At 51.8% G+C, this 16495-nt stretch carries 14 protein-coding genes; 8 read left to right on the top strand and 6 right to left on the bottom strand.

The features are described 5' to 3' along the window. Nucleotides 1-285: 285 nt before the first annotated feature. Nucleotides 286-1227 carry a polysaccharide deacetylase family protein gene (locus MUB23_RS00460; protein WP_244798220.1) on the top strand — a complete coding sequence of 314 codons (942 nt, stop codon included), beginning with the start codon at nucleotides 286-288 and terminating at the stop codon, nucleotides 1225-1227. Nucleotides 1228-1271: 44 nt separating this feature from the next. After that, nucleotides 1272-2099, top strand: a complete 828-nt coding sequence (locus MUB23_RS00455) for a polysaccharide deacetylase family protein (protein ID WP_244798219.1) — start codon at nucleotides 1272-1274, stop codon at nucleotides 2097-2099. A gap of 157 nt (nucleotides 2100-2256) precedes the next feature. Here MUB23_RS00455 and MUB23_RS00450 read toward each other — a convergent pair whose 3' ends face one another. The 6 genes from MUB23_RS00450 to recJ form a co-directional block, all read right to left on the bottom strand. After that, on the bottom strand, nucleotides 2257-3744 hold the full coding sequence (locus MUB23_RS00450) for a CapA family protein (protein WP_244798218.1): 1488 nt from the start codon (nucleotides 3742-3744) through the stop codon (nucleotides 2257-2259). Beyond that, entirely contained in the window at nucleotides 3737-5977 is a 2241-nt protein-coding gene (locus MUB23_RS00445) for a DUF3160 domain-containing protein (protein WP_244798217.1), read from the bottom strand. Before MUB23_RS00445 ends, MUB23_RS00450 begins: the two co-directional genes overlap by 8 nt. Before the next feature lie 169 nt (nucleotides 5978-6146). After that, nucleotides 6147-7643, bottom strand: a complete 1497-nt coding sequence (locus MUB23_RS00440) for an SH3 domain-containing protein (protein ID WP_244798216.1) — start codon at nucleotides 7641-7643, stop codon at nucleotides 6147-6149. A 213-nt stretch (nucleotides 7644-7856) separates the two neighbouring features. After that, nucleotides 7857-8624, bottom strand: a complete 768-nt coding sequence (locus tag MUB23_RS00435) for a TrmH family RNA methyltransferase (protein WP_244798215.1) — start codon at nucleotides 8622-8624, stop codon at nucleotides 7857-7859. Continuing rightward, nucleotides 8624-9148, bottom strand: coding sequence for an adenine phosphoribosyltransferase (locus MUB23_RS00430; protein ID WP_244798214.1), 525 nt, complete (start codon nucleotides 9146-9148; stop codon nucleotides 8624-8626). Before MUB23_RS00430 ends, MUB23_RS00435 begins: the two co-directional genes overlap by 1 nt. Nucleotides 9149-9210: 62 nt before the next feature. Further along, complete coding sequence (gene recJ / locus MUB23_RS00425; RefSeq protein WP_244798213.1) at nucleotides 9211-10977, bottom strand: single-stranded-DNA-specific exonuclease RecJ; 1767 nt, start codon at nucleotides 10975-10977, stop codon at nucleotides 9211-9213. Nucleotides 10978-11202: 225 nt separating this feature from the next. Between recJ and MUB23_RS00420 the strand changes: the two genes are divergently transcribed. The 6 genes from MUB23_RS00420 (at nucleotide 11203) to MUB23_RS00395 (ending at nucleotide 16487) form a co-directional block, all read left to right on the top strand. Continuing rightward, the gene (locus MUB23_RS00420) at nucleotides 11203-11616 is read left to right on the top strand and encodes an RbsD/FucU family protein (RefSeq protein ID WP_244798212.1); all 414 of its coding nucleotides are present in this window, start codon (nucleotides 11203-11205) and stop codon (nucleotides 11614-11616) included. A gap of 56 nt (nucleotides 11617-11672) precedes the next feature. After that, nucleotides 11673-14156 carry a cation-translocating P-type ATPase gene (locus MUB23_RS00415; RefSeq protein ID WP_244798211.1) on the top strand — a complete coding sequence of 828 codons (2484 nt, stop codon included), beginning with the start codon at nucleotides 11673-11675 and terminating at the stop codon, nucleotides 14154-14156. Between the two features lie 164 nt (nucleotides 14157-14320). Continuing rightward, on the top strand, nucleotides 14321-14503 hold the full coding sequence (locus MUB23_RS00410; protein WP_244798210.1) for a DUF3006 domain-containing protein: 183 nt from the start codon (nucleotides 14321-14323) through the stop codon (nucleotides 14501-14503). Between the two features lie 12 nt (nucleotides 14504-14515). Further along, nucleotides 14516-15361 carry a YitT family protein gene (locus MUB23_RS00405; RefSeq protein WP_244798209.1) on the top strand — a complete coding sequence of 282 codons (846 nt, stop codon included), beginning with the start codon at nucleotides 14516-14518 and terminating at the stop codon, nucleotides 15359-15361. A 746-nt stretch (nucleotides 15362-16107) separates the two neighbouring features. Beyond that, nucleotides 16108-16287, top strand: a complete 180-nt coding sequence (locus MUB23_RS00400) for a hypothetical protein (RefSeq protein ID WP_244798208.1) — start codon at nucleotides 16108-16110, stop codon at nucleotides 16285-16287. Next, a complete protein-coding gene (locus tag MUB23_RS00395) occupies nucleotides 16287-16487 on the top strand; it encodes a hypothetical protein (RefSeq protein WP_244798207.1) in 201 nt (66 codons plus the stop codon). Before MUB23_RS00400 ends, MUB23_RS00395 begins: the two co-directional genes overlap by 1 nt. The last annotated feature ends 8 nt before the right edge of the window (nucleotides 16488-16495 follow it).

The following is a 16495-nucleotide window of genomic DNA, read 5'->3' as shown; positions in this document are numbered from 1 at the left end:
TTTTAACCGATTTCATGCCAGAATACAACAACGAATGGATTGCAAAATAATTAAGGATATTTTAAGTTTTTCGCACTGTCTTTCCAGGAGCGGATTTGTTATAATGGCAAAAGAGCCGCAAAAGCGTGACTCTCTGCGCCGCAAAGCAGCTTTTCCTAATACAAAAAGCTGTAGGATCAGCGGGGCGCGGTTCTTTCACAGGATAAATTTTCCTATGGACCAAACATAATTGGCCGGTGAGCGACCGCCGCCAAATCAAAAGAAGAAAGAAAAGAGGACTTTTTGATGAGAGGAAAAAAGAAACTTATGTCTCTGCTTCTGATTTCAGTTCTTGGAATTACCGCCGCTCTTTCGGGATGCGGAAAATCAGAGCAGGATGTGGCCGCCACCCCTTCTGCGAATCCAAGTACAGAGGCAACTACACAGACAGCAGCGACCGATGACTCCCATATGATCACCGTTACGGTTCCATCTCCGGACGGCGCCACCACGGCTGCCGGGAACGGAGGCCAGACAGGCGGAGGGGAAAGCTCTTCCGCGGAAAGTTCGGAAGCAGGAACCACGGCCGCCGGAGGGCAGACGGATGTAAAAGCCATTGCTTTGACCTTCGATGACGGCCCTTATACCTATAAGAATGTCACCAACCGAATCGTCGACGCCCTGGAAAAAAATAACGCTAAGGCCACCTTCTTTGTGGTCGGCCAGGCTGTCAACGAATGGTTCCCCACCGACGGTCCGGAAGTGATGAAAAAGGCAGTTTCCATCGGCTGTGAGATCGGCACTCACACTTACAGTCATGAAAACCTGAATACCTCCTCCAGCGATGTAATCAAAGAACAGGTAGAAAAGGGCTGTAAAGCCATTGAGGACGTAACCGGGCAAAAAGTGACTCTCATGCGCCCGCCTTACGGCAATGCAAAGCAGAGCGTCATGGACCAGGTCGACCTTCCGATGATCCAGTGGGATATTGATACTCTGGACTGGGATACCAAAGATGCGGACAATACGGTGAAGGTAATCCTGGAACAGGCAAAACCCGGTTCCATTATCCTGATGCACGATATCTACGGCGCCTCCGCGGAGGCCGCGGAACGGGTCATCCCGGAGTTGATCAAGCAAGGATACCAGTTGGTTACCGTCAGCGAATTGTTTGAGATCTATGGCAAAGAGCTGGAGCCTCATCACCAGTATTACGACGCACGGGGGGATCGAGACATAGAAAGCTAATTGCCCGTCATACAATGTAAAAAAAGACGGAGTGAATTGTTGAAATGAAAATCAATCGAAAAAGGTGGATTACTCTTTTTCTCCTAACCGCCTGTCTGACCGCTCTGCTCTCCGGCTGCAAGGCAGGGCAGAAAACCGTTGTCGGAGCAGCCGGGGAAAGCTTGGTGGCCGGAAAAGGAAAAGAAAATGCTGCTGAAACCACAGCGCCGGAGGCCAATGCTACGGTAGCCCCTTCTTCCGGAGAGAAAGTCAAGGCGATTGCTCTGACCTTCGACGACGGACCCGACACAGGCGATACCAAAGCCACCAACGATATTTTGGATGCGCTGGAAAAGAATGGTGTGAAAGCCACCTTTTTTGTGGTTGGACAGGCGGCCGCCGAATGGTTTCCCACATCCGGGGCAAAGGCGATGAAACGGGCGGTTTCCCTTGGCTGTGAAATCGGTACGCACACTTACAGCCACGAAAACCTGAACAAAGCTTCGGACGAGGTAATCGCCGAGGAAGTTGAAAAGGGCTGCAAAGTCATTGAGGACATCACCGGACAAAAGGTAAAACTGATGCGTCCTCCCTACGGAAACGCCAATGAAAACGTCCTCTCAAAGATTGATCTTCCGATGATCCAGTGGGACGTGGACACATTGGACTGGGATACCAAAGACGCGGACAAGACTGTGGAAAACATCATGAATTCCGTCAAACCTGGTTCGATTGTGCTGATGCACGATATCTACGGGCAGACCGCAGAGGCCGTTGATCAGGTGATCCCGAAGCTGCTGGACGAAGGCTATCAGTTGGTCACGGTCAGCGAACTGTTTGAGCTTTATGGAAAGGACCTGGAAGGTCACCAACAATATTACTCGGCAAGATAACCGGGTGGATAATTTTCTGAAACAAACTGCATTGATATTGCAACGCAAGTTCCGAATAGGAGCTGCCGCAAAAGAATCGTTTCTCCAAAATGCTGGTTCCGCCAATTCGAAACCGCAGCTTGTAGAAACTCCCTTTTTGCAGCAGCTCCCTTTCTTTTTAATCCAGGAAAAAATTTCGGCCCTCCGCCTTCTCGTCCTCCCTCCACTCCGCCACATATTTCCCGTCTTCCTTCCATTGGATCACCAGGCGCTTAAAACCATATTCCGTGACTTCATAACCGAAAGGCGTCAGTGAAATCCGAAAACTGGCCATGCCACCTTTTTCCGCTGTTTTTTCCGGCTGCGCGCTGACAAAATTCCCGATGGAATAGTAAATCAGCATCCGATGCCCCTCTTTTCCCTCAAGCAATTCATAAGGCTGCGCCACATGGGGATGCGTGCCAACCACCACATCCACCTGGCTCTCCAAAAAAATCTGAGCCCACTTTCTCTGAAAATCATCCGCCTGCCCGGAATTTTCGGTACCCCAATGCACAAATACAATGACAACATCCGCCTTGTCCCTGGCAGTCAGGAGATCGTTTTGAATTTTTTCCTCATCCTCCAGGAGATGTACCATGTACGGATTTTCATCCGGAAGCCGGATCCCATTGGTTCCGTAGGTATAATTGAACAACGCAAAGCGGATCCCATTCTTTTCCATGATTTCAAAGGCATGGTCTTCCGTCTCCTCCCTGGACTGGATCCCCAGACAGACGATCTGACGGGAAGTGAAAAAACTTTTTGTCGTGTCCACGCCGTCCGGTCCCTGATCCAATGCGTGATTCGTCGCGCAGGTCACCACGTCGAACCCGGCGGCGGCAATCGCTTCCCCCACCGGAACCGGCGTACCGAATCGTGGGTAATCGCTGTATTTCTTTGCATCCTCCACAAGCGGAGTTTCCTGATTGATTACGGCGATATCACTTTGGGATACGGCATCCGCAACATTCTCAAACAGGAAGTCAAAGGAACCTCCATGATTCAAGCCGTAGCGGTAGATCGGTTCATGGATCAGATTGTCGCCAAAGACGGAGAATAAAACATCCCGTTCCTCCTTGGCAAAGCCCCAGGAATCCCAAAACCAGCAGCTGATTTTTCCCTGCCGGTCGGTCAAGAAAAGCCGGTTTGACGCAGGTTCCTCCTTGCCCATGGCAATATCCGTCACATCCTGCCCAAGATAGGAGGACATCCATTTTGGCCTGACCGTTTCCCCCTTATATTCATACACAAAAATGTGCTGGGACCATTTCCTCTCATCCTGTTCCACCCAAAAAGGCTTCTCCTCGCCATACCGCCCCACCTTCCAACAGAGCAAAAGCAATTCCTCGTCCCCATCGCAGTCGATATCGCCGAAAAGTGCCTGCTGAGTCTTTATGCCTTTCTCCGGGCGCCAGATTTCAACACCATCTCTCAGAAGGCGGACCTCCCGCTGCTTTATCTCCAATTTATAGAGACCGGAACAATCGGACGCCGGCCCACTCTTCCACTCGATCCATCTCGGAAGAAAGAAACCGATCTGCCACAGCAGATACAAAGCGGCGCCGGTCACCACCGACGCCGCCAATACCAAAAGCCCGATCTTCAGGCCCTTGCGCTTAATCATAATTACACCGATAGCTTTCCGTCCATTCCGGCTGGGAGATTTGCCCGCTATTTTCATAAAAACCGCCCTCGTTCGGCTGTATGCCCTGCATCTGCCGCCACTTGGAGTCGGTCAGACGGTCATCCATCGGCCAGGCAAATTGATAGAAAGAATAGACGCTGCCGGACGCAATTCTCAGCTTTCCATCCACCTTGACCACCACATAGATCGTGGACGGGTTCCCGGTCGCCGCCTCCAGCACAGAGCCGTTGGGATCCGTCGCTATGTCAACCACAAGCGCAGCCGGGTATTCCTGGGAGTGTATCTCCTCGGACAATCCTTCCGCTCTCATCGCCTCGACCCAAAAATGTTCGATATTGCCGCCGTAATCCTTGATCAGAGTATACTCCTCCTCGGTCAGCGTTTCGTCTTGCAGTTCCTTCTTGGAAATTTCCATCAACTGTTCCGCCATTGTAGCCAGCCGGGACAAGCTTTCTTCCGCCGCGTCAGGCAGCATTCCGTAATTTTTCAGCCCCTGAGCAGTGGATGCGGCAAGCTTGGCAAAACGGGCATACACCAACGGCTCCGGTTCCACATAGCCTCTGTCGTCAATCTCTTCGTTGAAACCGCCGCCCATCTCCGCCATCACCTGTTTGGAGTAGAGCACTGTATCATGCTTAAGCTCCGTAAAGCTGCCCGCAAAACACTCCAAACTTTTCTTGGCCCATTCTTCGTTTTGCATAAACATCGGATAACCTTCGCCCTTTTCTTCCAGCAGAGGGCGCAATGTATTGAGCCAGCCAGCATATAGACTTGCCGACCACAAGGTTTCATTTTCCTTCGATAGACCATTTTTCAATTTTGTCAGATTTTCTGAGTATCCCTTGTAATCCGTCGCGCCGTTTTCTTCCAAAATACTCAGAGCGGCCTCGCTGCCCAAGGCGGCCGGAACATCCAGCACGTCCGGAAGCATCCGCTTCGCTCCCCCGCTGTTTTCTCCCACTTCGCTGTAAATCAGCTTCTGCATGATGGACGCATCGATGCTGAACCGCTGTCCCATGAAGCGAAATCCTAAAATCGTATTCTCTTCCCCGTCCTCAATGGGGATTGAATTGATCTGGGGATCCGGGAGCGACATCGAAAGCGTACAGAAATCCTGGAATGCCGCGTCATCGGTCTTTAGGTCCTCGGTCGACGCATCCGCCCCGTAGACCGCATCCAACACCTGCTTATAATCAAAGGCAGTGATATCATCGCTGGCTCCCGCAAAGAAGGAGGTCACCGCATAGATTCCTTCCCACAGGCTGTAAGCCTCCGAATCGTCCGTCAGAGCTTTTGTCATAAGGACCGCGCTTCTTTGCATCTCCTCGTCATCCTGAGCAAAGTGCATTCTGCCGTACCACATCATCGCCCGGAAATAAGACTCCAGCCCGGCATCCCCTTCATAGTAGCCGCGCGGAATATACTGCGTATAGTCCTCATTCTCGCCGGTAATCTGCGATACGGATATCCCCGACGCCTGCCGGATGGCGTCCATTTCCTGCTCCACCATGCCGGACACATAGTCTTCTGCAACGACACTGTCGTCTTGCAGTTTGGCCCCGACGGTAAAGAAAGCGACGTTTCTCTTAGCCGCATTCTCCCATTGGCTCCCCGCCAGCTGCTGATACTGGGCAATGCTGTCGTTCAGCATCCGTTTGCTTAGCTGTTCCACGCAGCCCGTTAGATGCTCTTTTTCCACATTCTTTAACAGATAACTGAAATACACGTGGTAGGTGTGCATCAGAGAATCCACCGTTACAAAATTCGGGATCTGTGCATAGCGGTTCGACTCGTAAATCTCAAAGAACTCTTTGCCGTAAGAGCTGGATACGACAAACCCGTTCTGCCCTAGTTTAGACGTCATCTCCTCCGTCAGATAAAACTGGTTCAAATTCTCTACATTGCTCAGCCCAGGCTCCACGGTATACGGTTCCACACTAGGGAGCAGGCTTCCCACCGCTTCCTCGGCTCCCGCGGAGGAGGCCAGAGACGGCCGGTACACCATATAATTCAGTAGAGATTTCACATCGTTATCCGCCTTTGTCGTGTCCTCTGCTTTTGTGGTGTCCGCTGCCAAAGTGGTTTCTTTCTTCCCCGTTTCCTTAGCCGCCGCCCGCGTAGGATCGTCCGCCGGATTCTTAGAGGCGCATCCGCCCAGCAACCCGATCAAAAGAACCATGGCAACCGCTTGCTTTACCTTTCTCTTTCTCATCGCTCCATCTCCAATTCCATCTCGTCATATCTGATAAGGGACAGGTTAAGTATAACAAACAATCACTTGCCGTGCAATATTTTTCAACTCTATTGGGCAAGGATTGCCTATACTTTAAGGAAGCAAAAAAAACGTGCCGGTATTAAAACCGACACGCAATTTTTAATCATTAATCTTCTACCCAAACCTCGCGGTAACGGACGCCCCAATCATAGGTCTTCGAGTGAGACGAAACCAGCAGATCGATGGTGTGGCCGGATACGCCGGTATCCTGTGCGCAGTACACGCCGTCTTTGCCTTCAATCTTCACCAGGGATCCCAAGGAGATAACAGAAGAATCCACTGCGATGGTATAGCCGGGCTCCATATCCGCCCCGGTCGCCGTCTTTCCGGCATTGCTGCCGTTGCATTTGGAGCAAGGGCAGTAGGCCGTGATCTTAAAGGTTCCCAGGCTTCTCCAGCCATCCTTGGAGCTGCTGGAACCGGAGCCTTCGTCCGAGTCGCTGGAACTGCTGGAGTTATTCTTGCTGGAAGAGCTGGAACCGCTTTTTCCGGAGGAACTGCTCTTCCCCGAAGAACTGCTCTTCTTAGACTCCTGCGCTTCTCTTCTTGCAGCCGCCTCTTCCGCCGCCGCCTGACGGGCTTCCTCCCGCTCGTTCACTTCTTCCTGAAGCTCTGCTTCCTCGGAGATCGTCATGCCCACGGAAAGTCCGGATGCAACGGAAACATAATCGGAATGTACATAGCCGACCACCTGGGTCGTCAGCTGAATCTTGATCCAGGAATCCTGGACTTCCAGCACGGTAAAGTGCATCCCCTTCACCGCTACGGCCAACAGGTCCGCTTCTTCGTCCGGGCCGGTCCGCACGCAAAGTTCGTCGGTCACCACCGTGGCAACCTGGGGATTTATTTCCGCCACCAGAGCTTCCGCATCCTCGCCGGTCACCAGATAAGAGCTCAGCACCCATCCGTTTACTTCGCCGGACAAAACTTTGCTCCACTCGCCGTTGATCTCCTGAATCTTGGCTCCGGCGCCGCGGTACAGGCGTCCCACCAATTCCCCGTCTTCTCCGGGAGTCTCGCGGACATTCAGAGCAACGCTAGCGTTTACCACGCTCATCTGCGGTTCCGCCGCGGGAGCCGGGGCATCCGTGTTCGCTGCGGAAGAATCCGCCGCCTGGGTTTCCGGGGCGTTCTCCTCGGCCGCCTGCTCTGCGCGAAGTTCCGCCGCGGAGAGCTTCGTCTCATCCACAGCCGGAGTCTCCTGGGCCGCTTTGCTGGCCGCAGCTTCCGCCGCCTCCGCTTCCAGAGCAGCCACATCGATTCCCTCGGCAAACTTCAACCGGCTTTCCGGTTCCGCCGGAGCGGTCTCTGCCGGAGCCGTCTCCGCGGGATCCGCTGCCGAAGTCTCCTGTGCAGGATCCGTCGTGGGTTCTCCTGCCTGATTCGGAAGCGTCGCCGCAAGCTGAGCGATCTGTCCATGGATATCTACCATAGGAAGAGTTTCCGCATCCTCCGATCCATGTTCTTCTTCCAAAACGGCGGAGACACCTGCTGCCTCTACCTGACTTACTTTATCTGTTCTTACTGCCGTATAAGTCAGCTGGAGGCAAAACACAGCGGCGATAACAACGTATATGACTACGTCGCTTTTTTTCCTCTTCATAAGAACCTCCTGATTTCTTACTCTTTTTTTGTAATTATATTACCAAGATACGAAGTTTATTACATAAATGTTACAAAAAGAATATAGCATCATTAACGAAAAAAGTCAACCCCCTCCCACTTTCCGGTCCAAAACACAACATTTTGTGGTCTGCTCCCCCACCTGAAAAGAAAAAAAGAAAGTGTCTTTCGACACTTTCTCTTACTTTCCCCCTCACCGGTTCTGCCGGTAAGCTTCATACATTAAAATAGAGGCAGCCACCGCAGCATTCAGCGACTCCACCTTTCCTTCCATCGGAATCCGGATATAGGTATCCGCCAACGAGGCCAGAGACTCCGTCAAACCGTTCCCCTCGTTCCCGATTAAAAATGCGGTGGATTTCCGGTAGTCTTCCTGATCATAAAAAGCTGTGCCTTTCAGATGGGCGGCATACACTTGAAAACCTCGCATTTTCAAGCTTTTTACATCTGCCTCAAGGTCTTCGGACACATAGTAAGGGACCCGGTAGATTGCCCCCATCGTGGCCCGCACCACCTTCGGATTATAGCGGTCGGCCGTCTCGCGGTTCGCCAGAATCCCCCCGATTCCCGCCGCCTCCCCGGTGCGTAAAATTGTTCCCAAATTTCCCGGATCTTGAATGCTCTCCAAAACCATCACCGGGCCTCCGGAAAGCAAGTCTTCCCAGACAAATTTCTTCTGTTTTGCCACTGCAAGAATCCCCTGAGGTGTTTTCGTATCCGACATATGGCGAAACACTACATCTGGTATGGGCTCAGCCCCCACCTGGGAGGCAAAATCCGCATTTTCTTTATTAATTAAGTAAGACTCGGATGCAAACACACGAATTCGCAGCGATTCCGGAAGTTCCTTAATTATTTTCGTTCCTTCCGCAATAAAAAGTCCGGATTCTATCCTGGCCTTGGCCTTAGTCTGCAAACCCACCACCTGTTTTACCTGTGCATTGGATGTGCTCGTGATCATCAGGCACCCTCATACCAGATCGCGCTCTCAATCTCATAACCTTTCAGGCGCTCTCTTCCCTTTAGTCCGGCCAGCTCCATCAAGAAACAAAGCTTTACTACCTGTCCCCCCAGACGCTCCACCAGATGGATCATGGCTTCCGTGGTCCCGCCGGTGGCAATCAAATCATCCACCAGCACCACTTTCTGTCCGGGATGAATGGCGTCTTTATGAATTTCAATGGTGGCTTCCCCGTATTCCAGCGCATAGCTTTCGGAAATCGTTTCCCGCGGCAGCTTTCCCGCCTTCCGGATCGGAATAAATCCTTTGTGAAAATGCTCGGCAATGGGCGCCGCGAAAACAAACCCTCTGGCTTCCGCGCCGACCACCACATCAAAATCCACTCCCTCCAGCATCTCCTCCAAGCGATGGACTGCCAAAAAAAAGCCGTCAGGATCCTGCAAAACACTGGTTACATCCCGAAAAATAATCCCCTTCTTCGGAAAATCCGGAATACTAACCACATAATCTTCTAACCGTTTCATCCCTATCTCCTTTCAAAAATGTTGCCCTTTTCCTTTGGGCTTTAGATACATCCCCGCATGTTTCAGCAGCAATAATTTTCCACCACAATCTGGAGATTGCGGCGGCCCATATATTCATTGATTGAGGGATAATAAGCAAGCATCAGACAGATTTCGTTTTTCCTGCCCTGCAAGGCCTGTTCCCAGGCGGACCGGCCGAACGTTTCCGTCACCTGCCGTTCAAATTCCTCCGCATCCCCAAAGTAAATCGCGTCCAGCACTGTCCCAGCCGCATTCTGTACCTGAAGCTTCACAATCGGCCTTGTTTTCCCGACCAGTGAGATCCGGCGCAGCCAAAACTGCTTTTCTGCAAACAGCGGCTTCGGATTTCCTTTTCCAAAGGGCTCCAAAAGCTCCAGCTCTTCCACCAGCTTTTCACTGATATAGCCAAGAGGCATCGCAGCGTCAATTTTTATGATCGGAACAAAGTCCTCTTCCGTCAGATTTGCTTCCCGATTTAATTGTTCCCTTAATATAGGAAGATTCTCCTTCGGGAGAGTGAGTCCGGCCGCCATCGCATGGCCTCCGAACCGGCTCATCAGATGCCGGCATGCCTGAAGCCCCTCAAACATATTGTAGGCTTCAATGGAACGGCCGGAGCCTTTCACCCCCTCCTCCACCTGAGTCACCACGATCACCGGCCGGTGATACCGCTCCTTGATCCGTCCGGCAATAATTCCAACCAGGCTTTCGTGGCAGTTTTCCAAGGAAACGACCATCACCTTGTCATTCTTCAGGGAAGAGTTTTCAATCGCCTCGATCGCCCGCTCCGTCCCCTTCACCGTCATTTCTTTGCGGGAATCATTCAAGGCTTTTAATTGTCTGGCCAGCGGCTCCGCCTCCTCCAAGGTCTGCGCCGTCAGGAGTGCAAAGGCCTCCGCCGCAGTCTCCAAACGCCCGGCCGCATTAAAGCAGGGCCCCAGGACAAAGCCAATGTGATAAGCGCTGAGACGATCCTTGGCCAGCTGGTTGGCGTCGATTAAAGCCTTTAATCCCGGTTTTTCGGTGCGGCGCAGCCTCTTTAGCCCCTCCTTGACCAGAATTCGATTTTCCCCTTCCAGATCCATCACATCCGCCACGGTGGCGATCGCCACATACTCCAGCAGAAATTCCAGATCCTTCGCAGGGATTCCCTGTTTTTCGTATAAATACTGGATCAGCTTATAGGCGACTCCTGCGCCGCAAAGTTTTTTAAAAGGATATGGACAGTCTTTCTGCTTGGGATCCAGGATCGCCTCCGCCTTCGGCAGCAGGTAAGTCCGGCTCCCATCCGCTTCTTTCCGAAACGCCACCTCATGATGATCCGTCACCACCAAGGGAATCCCCAATTCCGCCGCTCTCTCCGCCGCCTCAAAGGCCGCAATGCCATTGTCGCAGGTCAAAAGGAGACCGGCGCCCTCCGCGGCCGCTTCTTCCACGATCCTCTGATTCAGCCCATACCCCTCTTTGACACGGTGAGGCGTCTTGACTCCGGCCGACGCCCCCAGGTGGCGCAGCCCCTCCCATAGAATCTGACCGGAGAAAATCCCATCCACATCAAAATCCGACGCGATGACAATGGGCAGCCCGGCTTTTATGGTGCGAAGAACGGCGAAAGCCGCTTTTTCCATATCTTTCATCAGTCCCGGAGAATTCAAATCCTCCAGGGTTCCGTACAAATACTGCTCCATTTCTGCTTCTGTGCAGACGCCGCGGTTCACCATCAGCCGGATGATCAGCGGATCAACGCCAAACCGGCGTCCCAGCCCCTGAAAATCAGCCCGCTTTGCCTCCAGCACCCATTTTTCCATTTTGTAACCTCAAATTCTTTTGTTTCTGTCCAGGGAAAAGTATAGCACAAATCCTGAGTGAATTCAATTTCAACCGATACGTTATCATCGCCTCTCCTTTTCCCTCTATTTTCCTTGTACTTTTCTTCTAGTTTTATTATAATGAAATGAATAAAATATTTATCGTATTTTTCCTACAATATCAAATGGCTTTTTGATTTTTGGAAAAATGCCAAAGGAGGAACCATGTTAAAAACCGGATGTATCCACCCGCCCCTTCTCTCCGCCCTCTCCTACTGCGGCCATGGGGACAAAATCTTAATCGGCAGCGCCAATTACCCGCTGCAAAGCCGGTCCGGCGAGGCAGAGCGGATCTATCTCGGCCTTTCCCGCGGCCTTCCCACCTCCACGGATATTCTCAAAAGCCTGCTCAGCGTCATCCAGGTAGAGCGGGTGCAGGTCATGGCGCCGGAAGGCCCGGAACCGGAAGTTTTTCGCGAATACCGGGAAATACTGGAGGATCTCCCCCTGGAACCTTGCGGCCGCTTCCCGTTCTATGAAACATGCGAGGGAAAGGACGTCCGCCTTGCCATCATGAGCGGCGATCTGCGCCCTTACTCCAATCTTCTTTTGACCGTCACCGTCGTAAGGGAGGGTTAATATCAACCTAGGGAAATTGTCCGCATAGGAAGCCATGCTTTTCCATACATTGTACCATGAAGAACGAAAATCGCCTGATTGAGGAGGCACCGCCCTCCGTACTGGAAAAGTTTGTCTCCCAGCTCAACAACCCGTTCACCTTCGTCCTTTTTGCAGCGGCCGCCATCTCTTTGCTCCTGTCCGAATACAGCGACGTAATCGTCATCCTGGCCGTCGTCATTTTCAACGGCGTATTTGGAGTGATTCAGGAAGGAAAAGCAGAGCACGCCCTGGCCGCGCTGAAAAAGATGACGAGCCCCACGGCCCTCATCCGCAAGGGCGGAACAGTCCGCCGCGTTCCCGCAGTATCCCTGGAACCGGGGGATGTGGTTCTATTGGAAGCCGGGGATCAGGTCCCCGCGGACATCCAACTGACCGAGGCGTCCCACCTTGCGGTGGAAGAATCCGCTTTGACCGGGGAATCCCTGCCCGTCCACAAATCTGCCGGGCAGTCCGTTTTCATGTCCACACTGATCACCGACGGACGCGGGGAGGGCGTCGTAACCAAGATCGGGATGGACACGGAAATCGGTAAAATCGCTGCCCTGATTCACAAAAGCGAGTCGTCCCAGACACCGCTGCAAAAACGCCTCGGCAAACTGGGAAAATCCCTGAGCATTCTGGCGCTGGTTCTCTGCGCCCTTCTGTTCGCCCTAGCGCTGGCCATGGGACGGGATGTCCCTGAAATGCTGGTCACCGCAATCTCTCTGGCAGTGGCGGCGGTTCCGGAGGGCCTTCCAGCCATCGTGACCATCGTGCTTGCCATCGGGGTCAGCCGCCTGGCTTCCGCAGGCACCATTGTCCGCAAAATGCCGTCGGTGGAAACACTCGGCTCCGTATCCGTAGTCTGCTCCGATAAGACCGGAACACTGACACAAAACCGAATGACCGTCACTGCCTATTACGAGAACGGAAAGATTACCTCCGCCTCCGAGCGGAAACCGTCCCGCCTCTTAGACGGATTTGTCCTCTGCAATAATGCGATCCTGGCGGGACGCCAGCGGATCGGGGATCCCACCGAACTGGCGCTGCTGGATTGGGCTGCGTCCCATAAGGTCTACAAAGAAGCTCTGGAAATTCGCTATCCGAGGGTCGACGAACAGCCCTTCTCCTCCGAAGCCCGCCGGATGGCGACCCGTCACAAGAAAAACGGCCGTCTTATTTCCTATATAAAAGGAGCCTCCGACGTGGTTTTGGCAAAATGTACGGAGCTGGCCTCCTATGGATCCGTCAAACCGCTGACTGCGTCGGCGCGCCGGACCATCGAGCAGGCGGTGGAAACCATGTCCGGCGAAGGACTTCGCGTCCTGGCGCTGGCGGAAGACAACGTGTTTCTTGGCTTAGTCGGTATGAAAGACCCGGTTCGTCCGGAATCCCTTCCGGCGATCCGCCGGTTCCGTGAAGCGGGAATTCAGACCGTAATGATCACCGGAGACCACAAAAACACCGCCTTCTCCATTGCCAAGGAGCTGGAACTGGCCGACCAACCGTCCCAGTGTCTGACCGGAGAAGAGCTGGACCGCCTCTCCGACGAGGAATTGGAACAAAAAATCACCAACTGCCGGGTATTTGCACGTGTCTCGCCCGGCCATAAAGTGCGAATCGTCAAGGCATTCCAGAAATCCGGCCACCTCGCCGCAATGACAGGCGACGGCGTCAACGACGCCCCCTCCTTAAAAACCGCAGATATCGGCATTGCCATGGGCAAATGCGGCACAGATGTAGCCAAAGGTGCTGCGGATATGATTCTGACCGACGACAATTTTGCCACCATTGAAAAGGCCATTGCCGGAGGACGAGGGATCTATGAGAACATTCGGAAATCCGTGCTGTTCCTGCTCTCCTCCAATTTCGGCGAGATCATGACGATGTTTACCGCCGTGGCAGCCGGATTGGCGGTTCCCTTGCAGGCCATCCATATCCTCTGGGTCAATTTGATCACCGACTCTCTGCCTGCCCTGGCTCTGGGGATGGACAAAAATGAGGACGCCCTGCTGATGCACGATCCTCCCCGTGATCCAGAGGAAAGTCTGATGGCTCACGGCGGCTGGTTTTGCACCTGTTTTTATGGTTTCCTGATCGCAGGAATCAGCCTGTTTGCGTTTCTCATGCTTCCGGTGCTGATGCTTCGCCAGATGGATATGGAACTGACTCTTGGCAATCTCCGGGTTGCGCTGGAAACTCCTGCCGTACTGGCCAGAGCTCAGACCTACGCCTTTACCACATTGGGCGTGTCCCAGCTCTTCCACGCCATCGGCATGAGAAATCAACGGAAGTCGATTTTCGAGATGAACCATCTGCAAAATCCCATGATGTTCCTGGCCCTCTTTTTAGGCCTTGGACTTCAGGCCGCGGTCACGGAAATCCCGGTGCTGATCCGGATTTTCGGCACGGCGCCGCTGGCCCTTCACGAGTGGGGGTTCCTGCTGGCGCTTTCGGCAGTGCCTCTCTTTGCCCACCAGCTTCTTTTATTAAGAAAAAGCGGGAAAAAGAAAGGATAGCGAAAGGACATTTCTCTAGGAAAAATAGAATCATCATGCTATAATATCCATGCCTGTTTTTCGGACGCCGTTCCTGCGTCCGGAAGACAGGTATCCTTGTGTAAAGAATCATAAGGAATCAAAAGAGGCAGATAAGGAAACTTTATAGAAAAGGAGATTCTTCCATGATTGATATGACGCCGACAAAATATTTGGTCTTGAAAATTGACGGGGACTACGCCATTCTCCGACGCCTGGAGGACGAACAGGCGGAGCCTATTTCCGTGGCGCGAGCTCTGCTTCCGGAAGCGATCCGGGAAGGCAGCCGCCTGCTCCGGGAATTCCTGGAATATACACTGTTGGATTAACCGGAGGATATCATGAAAAACAATACTGCAAAGGAATACGCGATCATCACTTTCGGCGCTTTTCTCGTGGCCCTCGGCGTATACTTGTTCAAATTCCCCAATAACTTTGCCTTCGGCGGCGTGACCGGTTTTGCAACGGTAGTTGCCAAGCTGACTCCGCTGACAGCCTCCACGGTCAGTATGATCCTGAACATTCTGTTTATGATTTTGGGATGGATTTTCCTGGGAAAAGACTGCGGATTGAAAACCGTCTATGGAACGTTGGTTTTCACCGCGATGCTCTCCGCCTTCGAATGGATTTTCCCCATGAGCGGACCTCTGACCCATCAGCCAATCTTAGAGCTGATCTATGCGATCGCCGTACCGGCCGCAGGCTCCGCCCTGCTCTTCCGCTTGGATTCTTCCACCGGGGGCACCGAGGTTCTTGCGATGATCATGAAAAAGTATTCCAGCCTGAACATCGGCATGGCCCTGCTTTGCACCGATGCGGTGCTGGCAGCCTCCTCGTTTTTTGTATTCGGAGTGGAAACCGGTCTCTTTTCCCTGGTCGGCCTGGTGGTAAAATCCTTGATCATTGACAGTATGATCGCCAGCATGAACCGGAACAAATATTTCACCATTGTGTGCAGCAAGCCGGACCTGATCGTCGATTACATCAACAACACCCTGCACCACGGCTCCACTCAGACCGGAGCCACCGGCTCCTATACCGGCAGCCACAAGACGATCATCTACGCCGCGGTAAAGACAAAAGAAACGCGGGCGCTGGTCAGCTATGTAAAAAAAGTGGACCCTCACGCTTTCCTGTTTATCCAAAACTCCAGTGAGATTATTGGAAAGGGATTTCTGTCCCACTAACCCCAATCCCGTTTTCCGGATCAAGGGGAACCGCCTTTCCCGGTATAAAAAACGGCGGGTCAGCTTTTCGGATAAGCTGACCCGCCGTTTTTCATTCTATTTCGCTTTATTGCACAAAAAAAGCGGATAACGGGAATCGAACCCGCCTATCCAGCTTGGGAAGCTGGTGTTGTGACTTTATGTTTTTAACTGATTCCGTCAAGTGCCATGAATGACGTATTTACGCCATTTTCTGGCACTTTCCTTTTATCTCGTTTTGTCCTCTTCTATCTCATTTTGTAAATTTTTTGTAAATCATGCAGTTCACTTACAGACACAACTCGGCGGCATTACGATTTATTTGTTTCTGCCTGCGACATTATAAATAATGTAAATACGCTATTCGGGGAACTCTTTCTTCTAGCTTTTTCTTATCATATTTTATAAAATTATCTCGAATCTATTGGATTTATGCTTCTCAAAATTTAATAAAAATTTTATTTTTATAATACTGTCTGGTAAAACACAACATATTGTGTTTGTGTATCTTTTTTTGCACGATATATATACCGAAAAATTTTTCCGGATTCCGGAAAAAAGTTACCGATATCGGAAAAAATTTCCCTCTTTAAGGAAAACGAATTCCGCTACTCATTTATAAATCAAAAACGAGAAAAACTATATATAGTATTTTCCCCCGATTTGCGTTCAAAATATAGTATGCTATAATAAGGTTGATAATAAAAATAATACTAAGAAGGGAGACAATGATGTCAAATCTTGAATTAAAAGAAAAAATTAAAAACGCTGGGCTTTTTCAATGGCAGGTTGCAGATACAATAGGAGTCTCAGACGTTACCTTTTGCAAATGGCTAAGGAAACCTTTAAGCCCGGACAAAGAACAGGCCGTCCTTGAAGCCTTGCAAAAACTAAAGGAGGCGATTTGATGAGAGCGACCAGAAAACAGAAAATTCCATTGTCTAGCATGGTAGCAGTCAGCGCGAATACTCTAGCAGGAATTCTTGATTGCGGCAGAGCTACAGCGGTCAAGATCGGGACCGATGCTAATGCCAGGTTTCAGGTAGGGAAGCGAGTTTTGTATAACGTGGAAAAAGTTCGCCACTACCTAGATACTCTGGCGGAATAGCGGGAGGG

The organism is Cuneatibacter sp. NSJ-177, from assembly GCF_022867805.1.
Lineage (GTDB): Bacteria > Bacillota > Clostridia > Lachnospirales > Lachnospiraceae > Pseudolachnospira.
The sequence above is the reverse complement of the archived record's forward strand: the minus strand, read 5'-3'. Positions and strand labels throughout refer to the sequence as shown.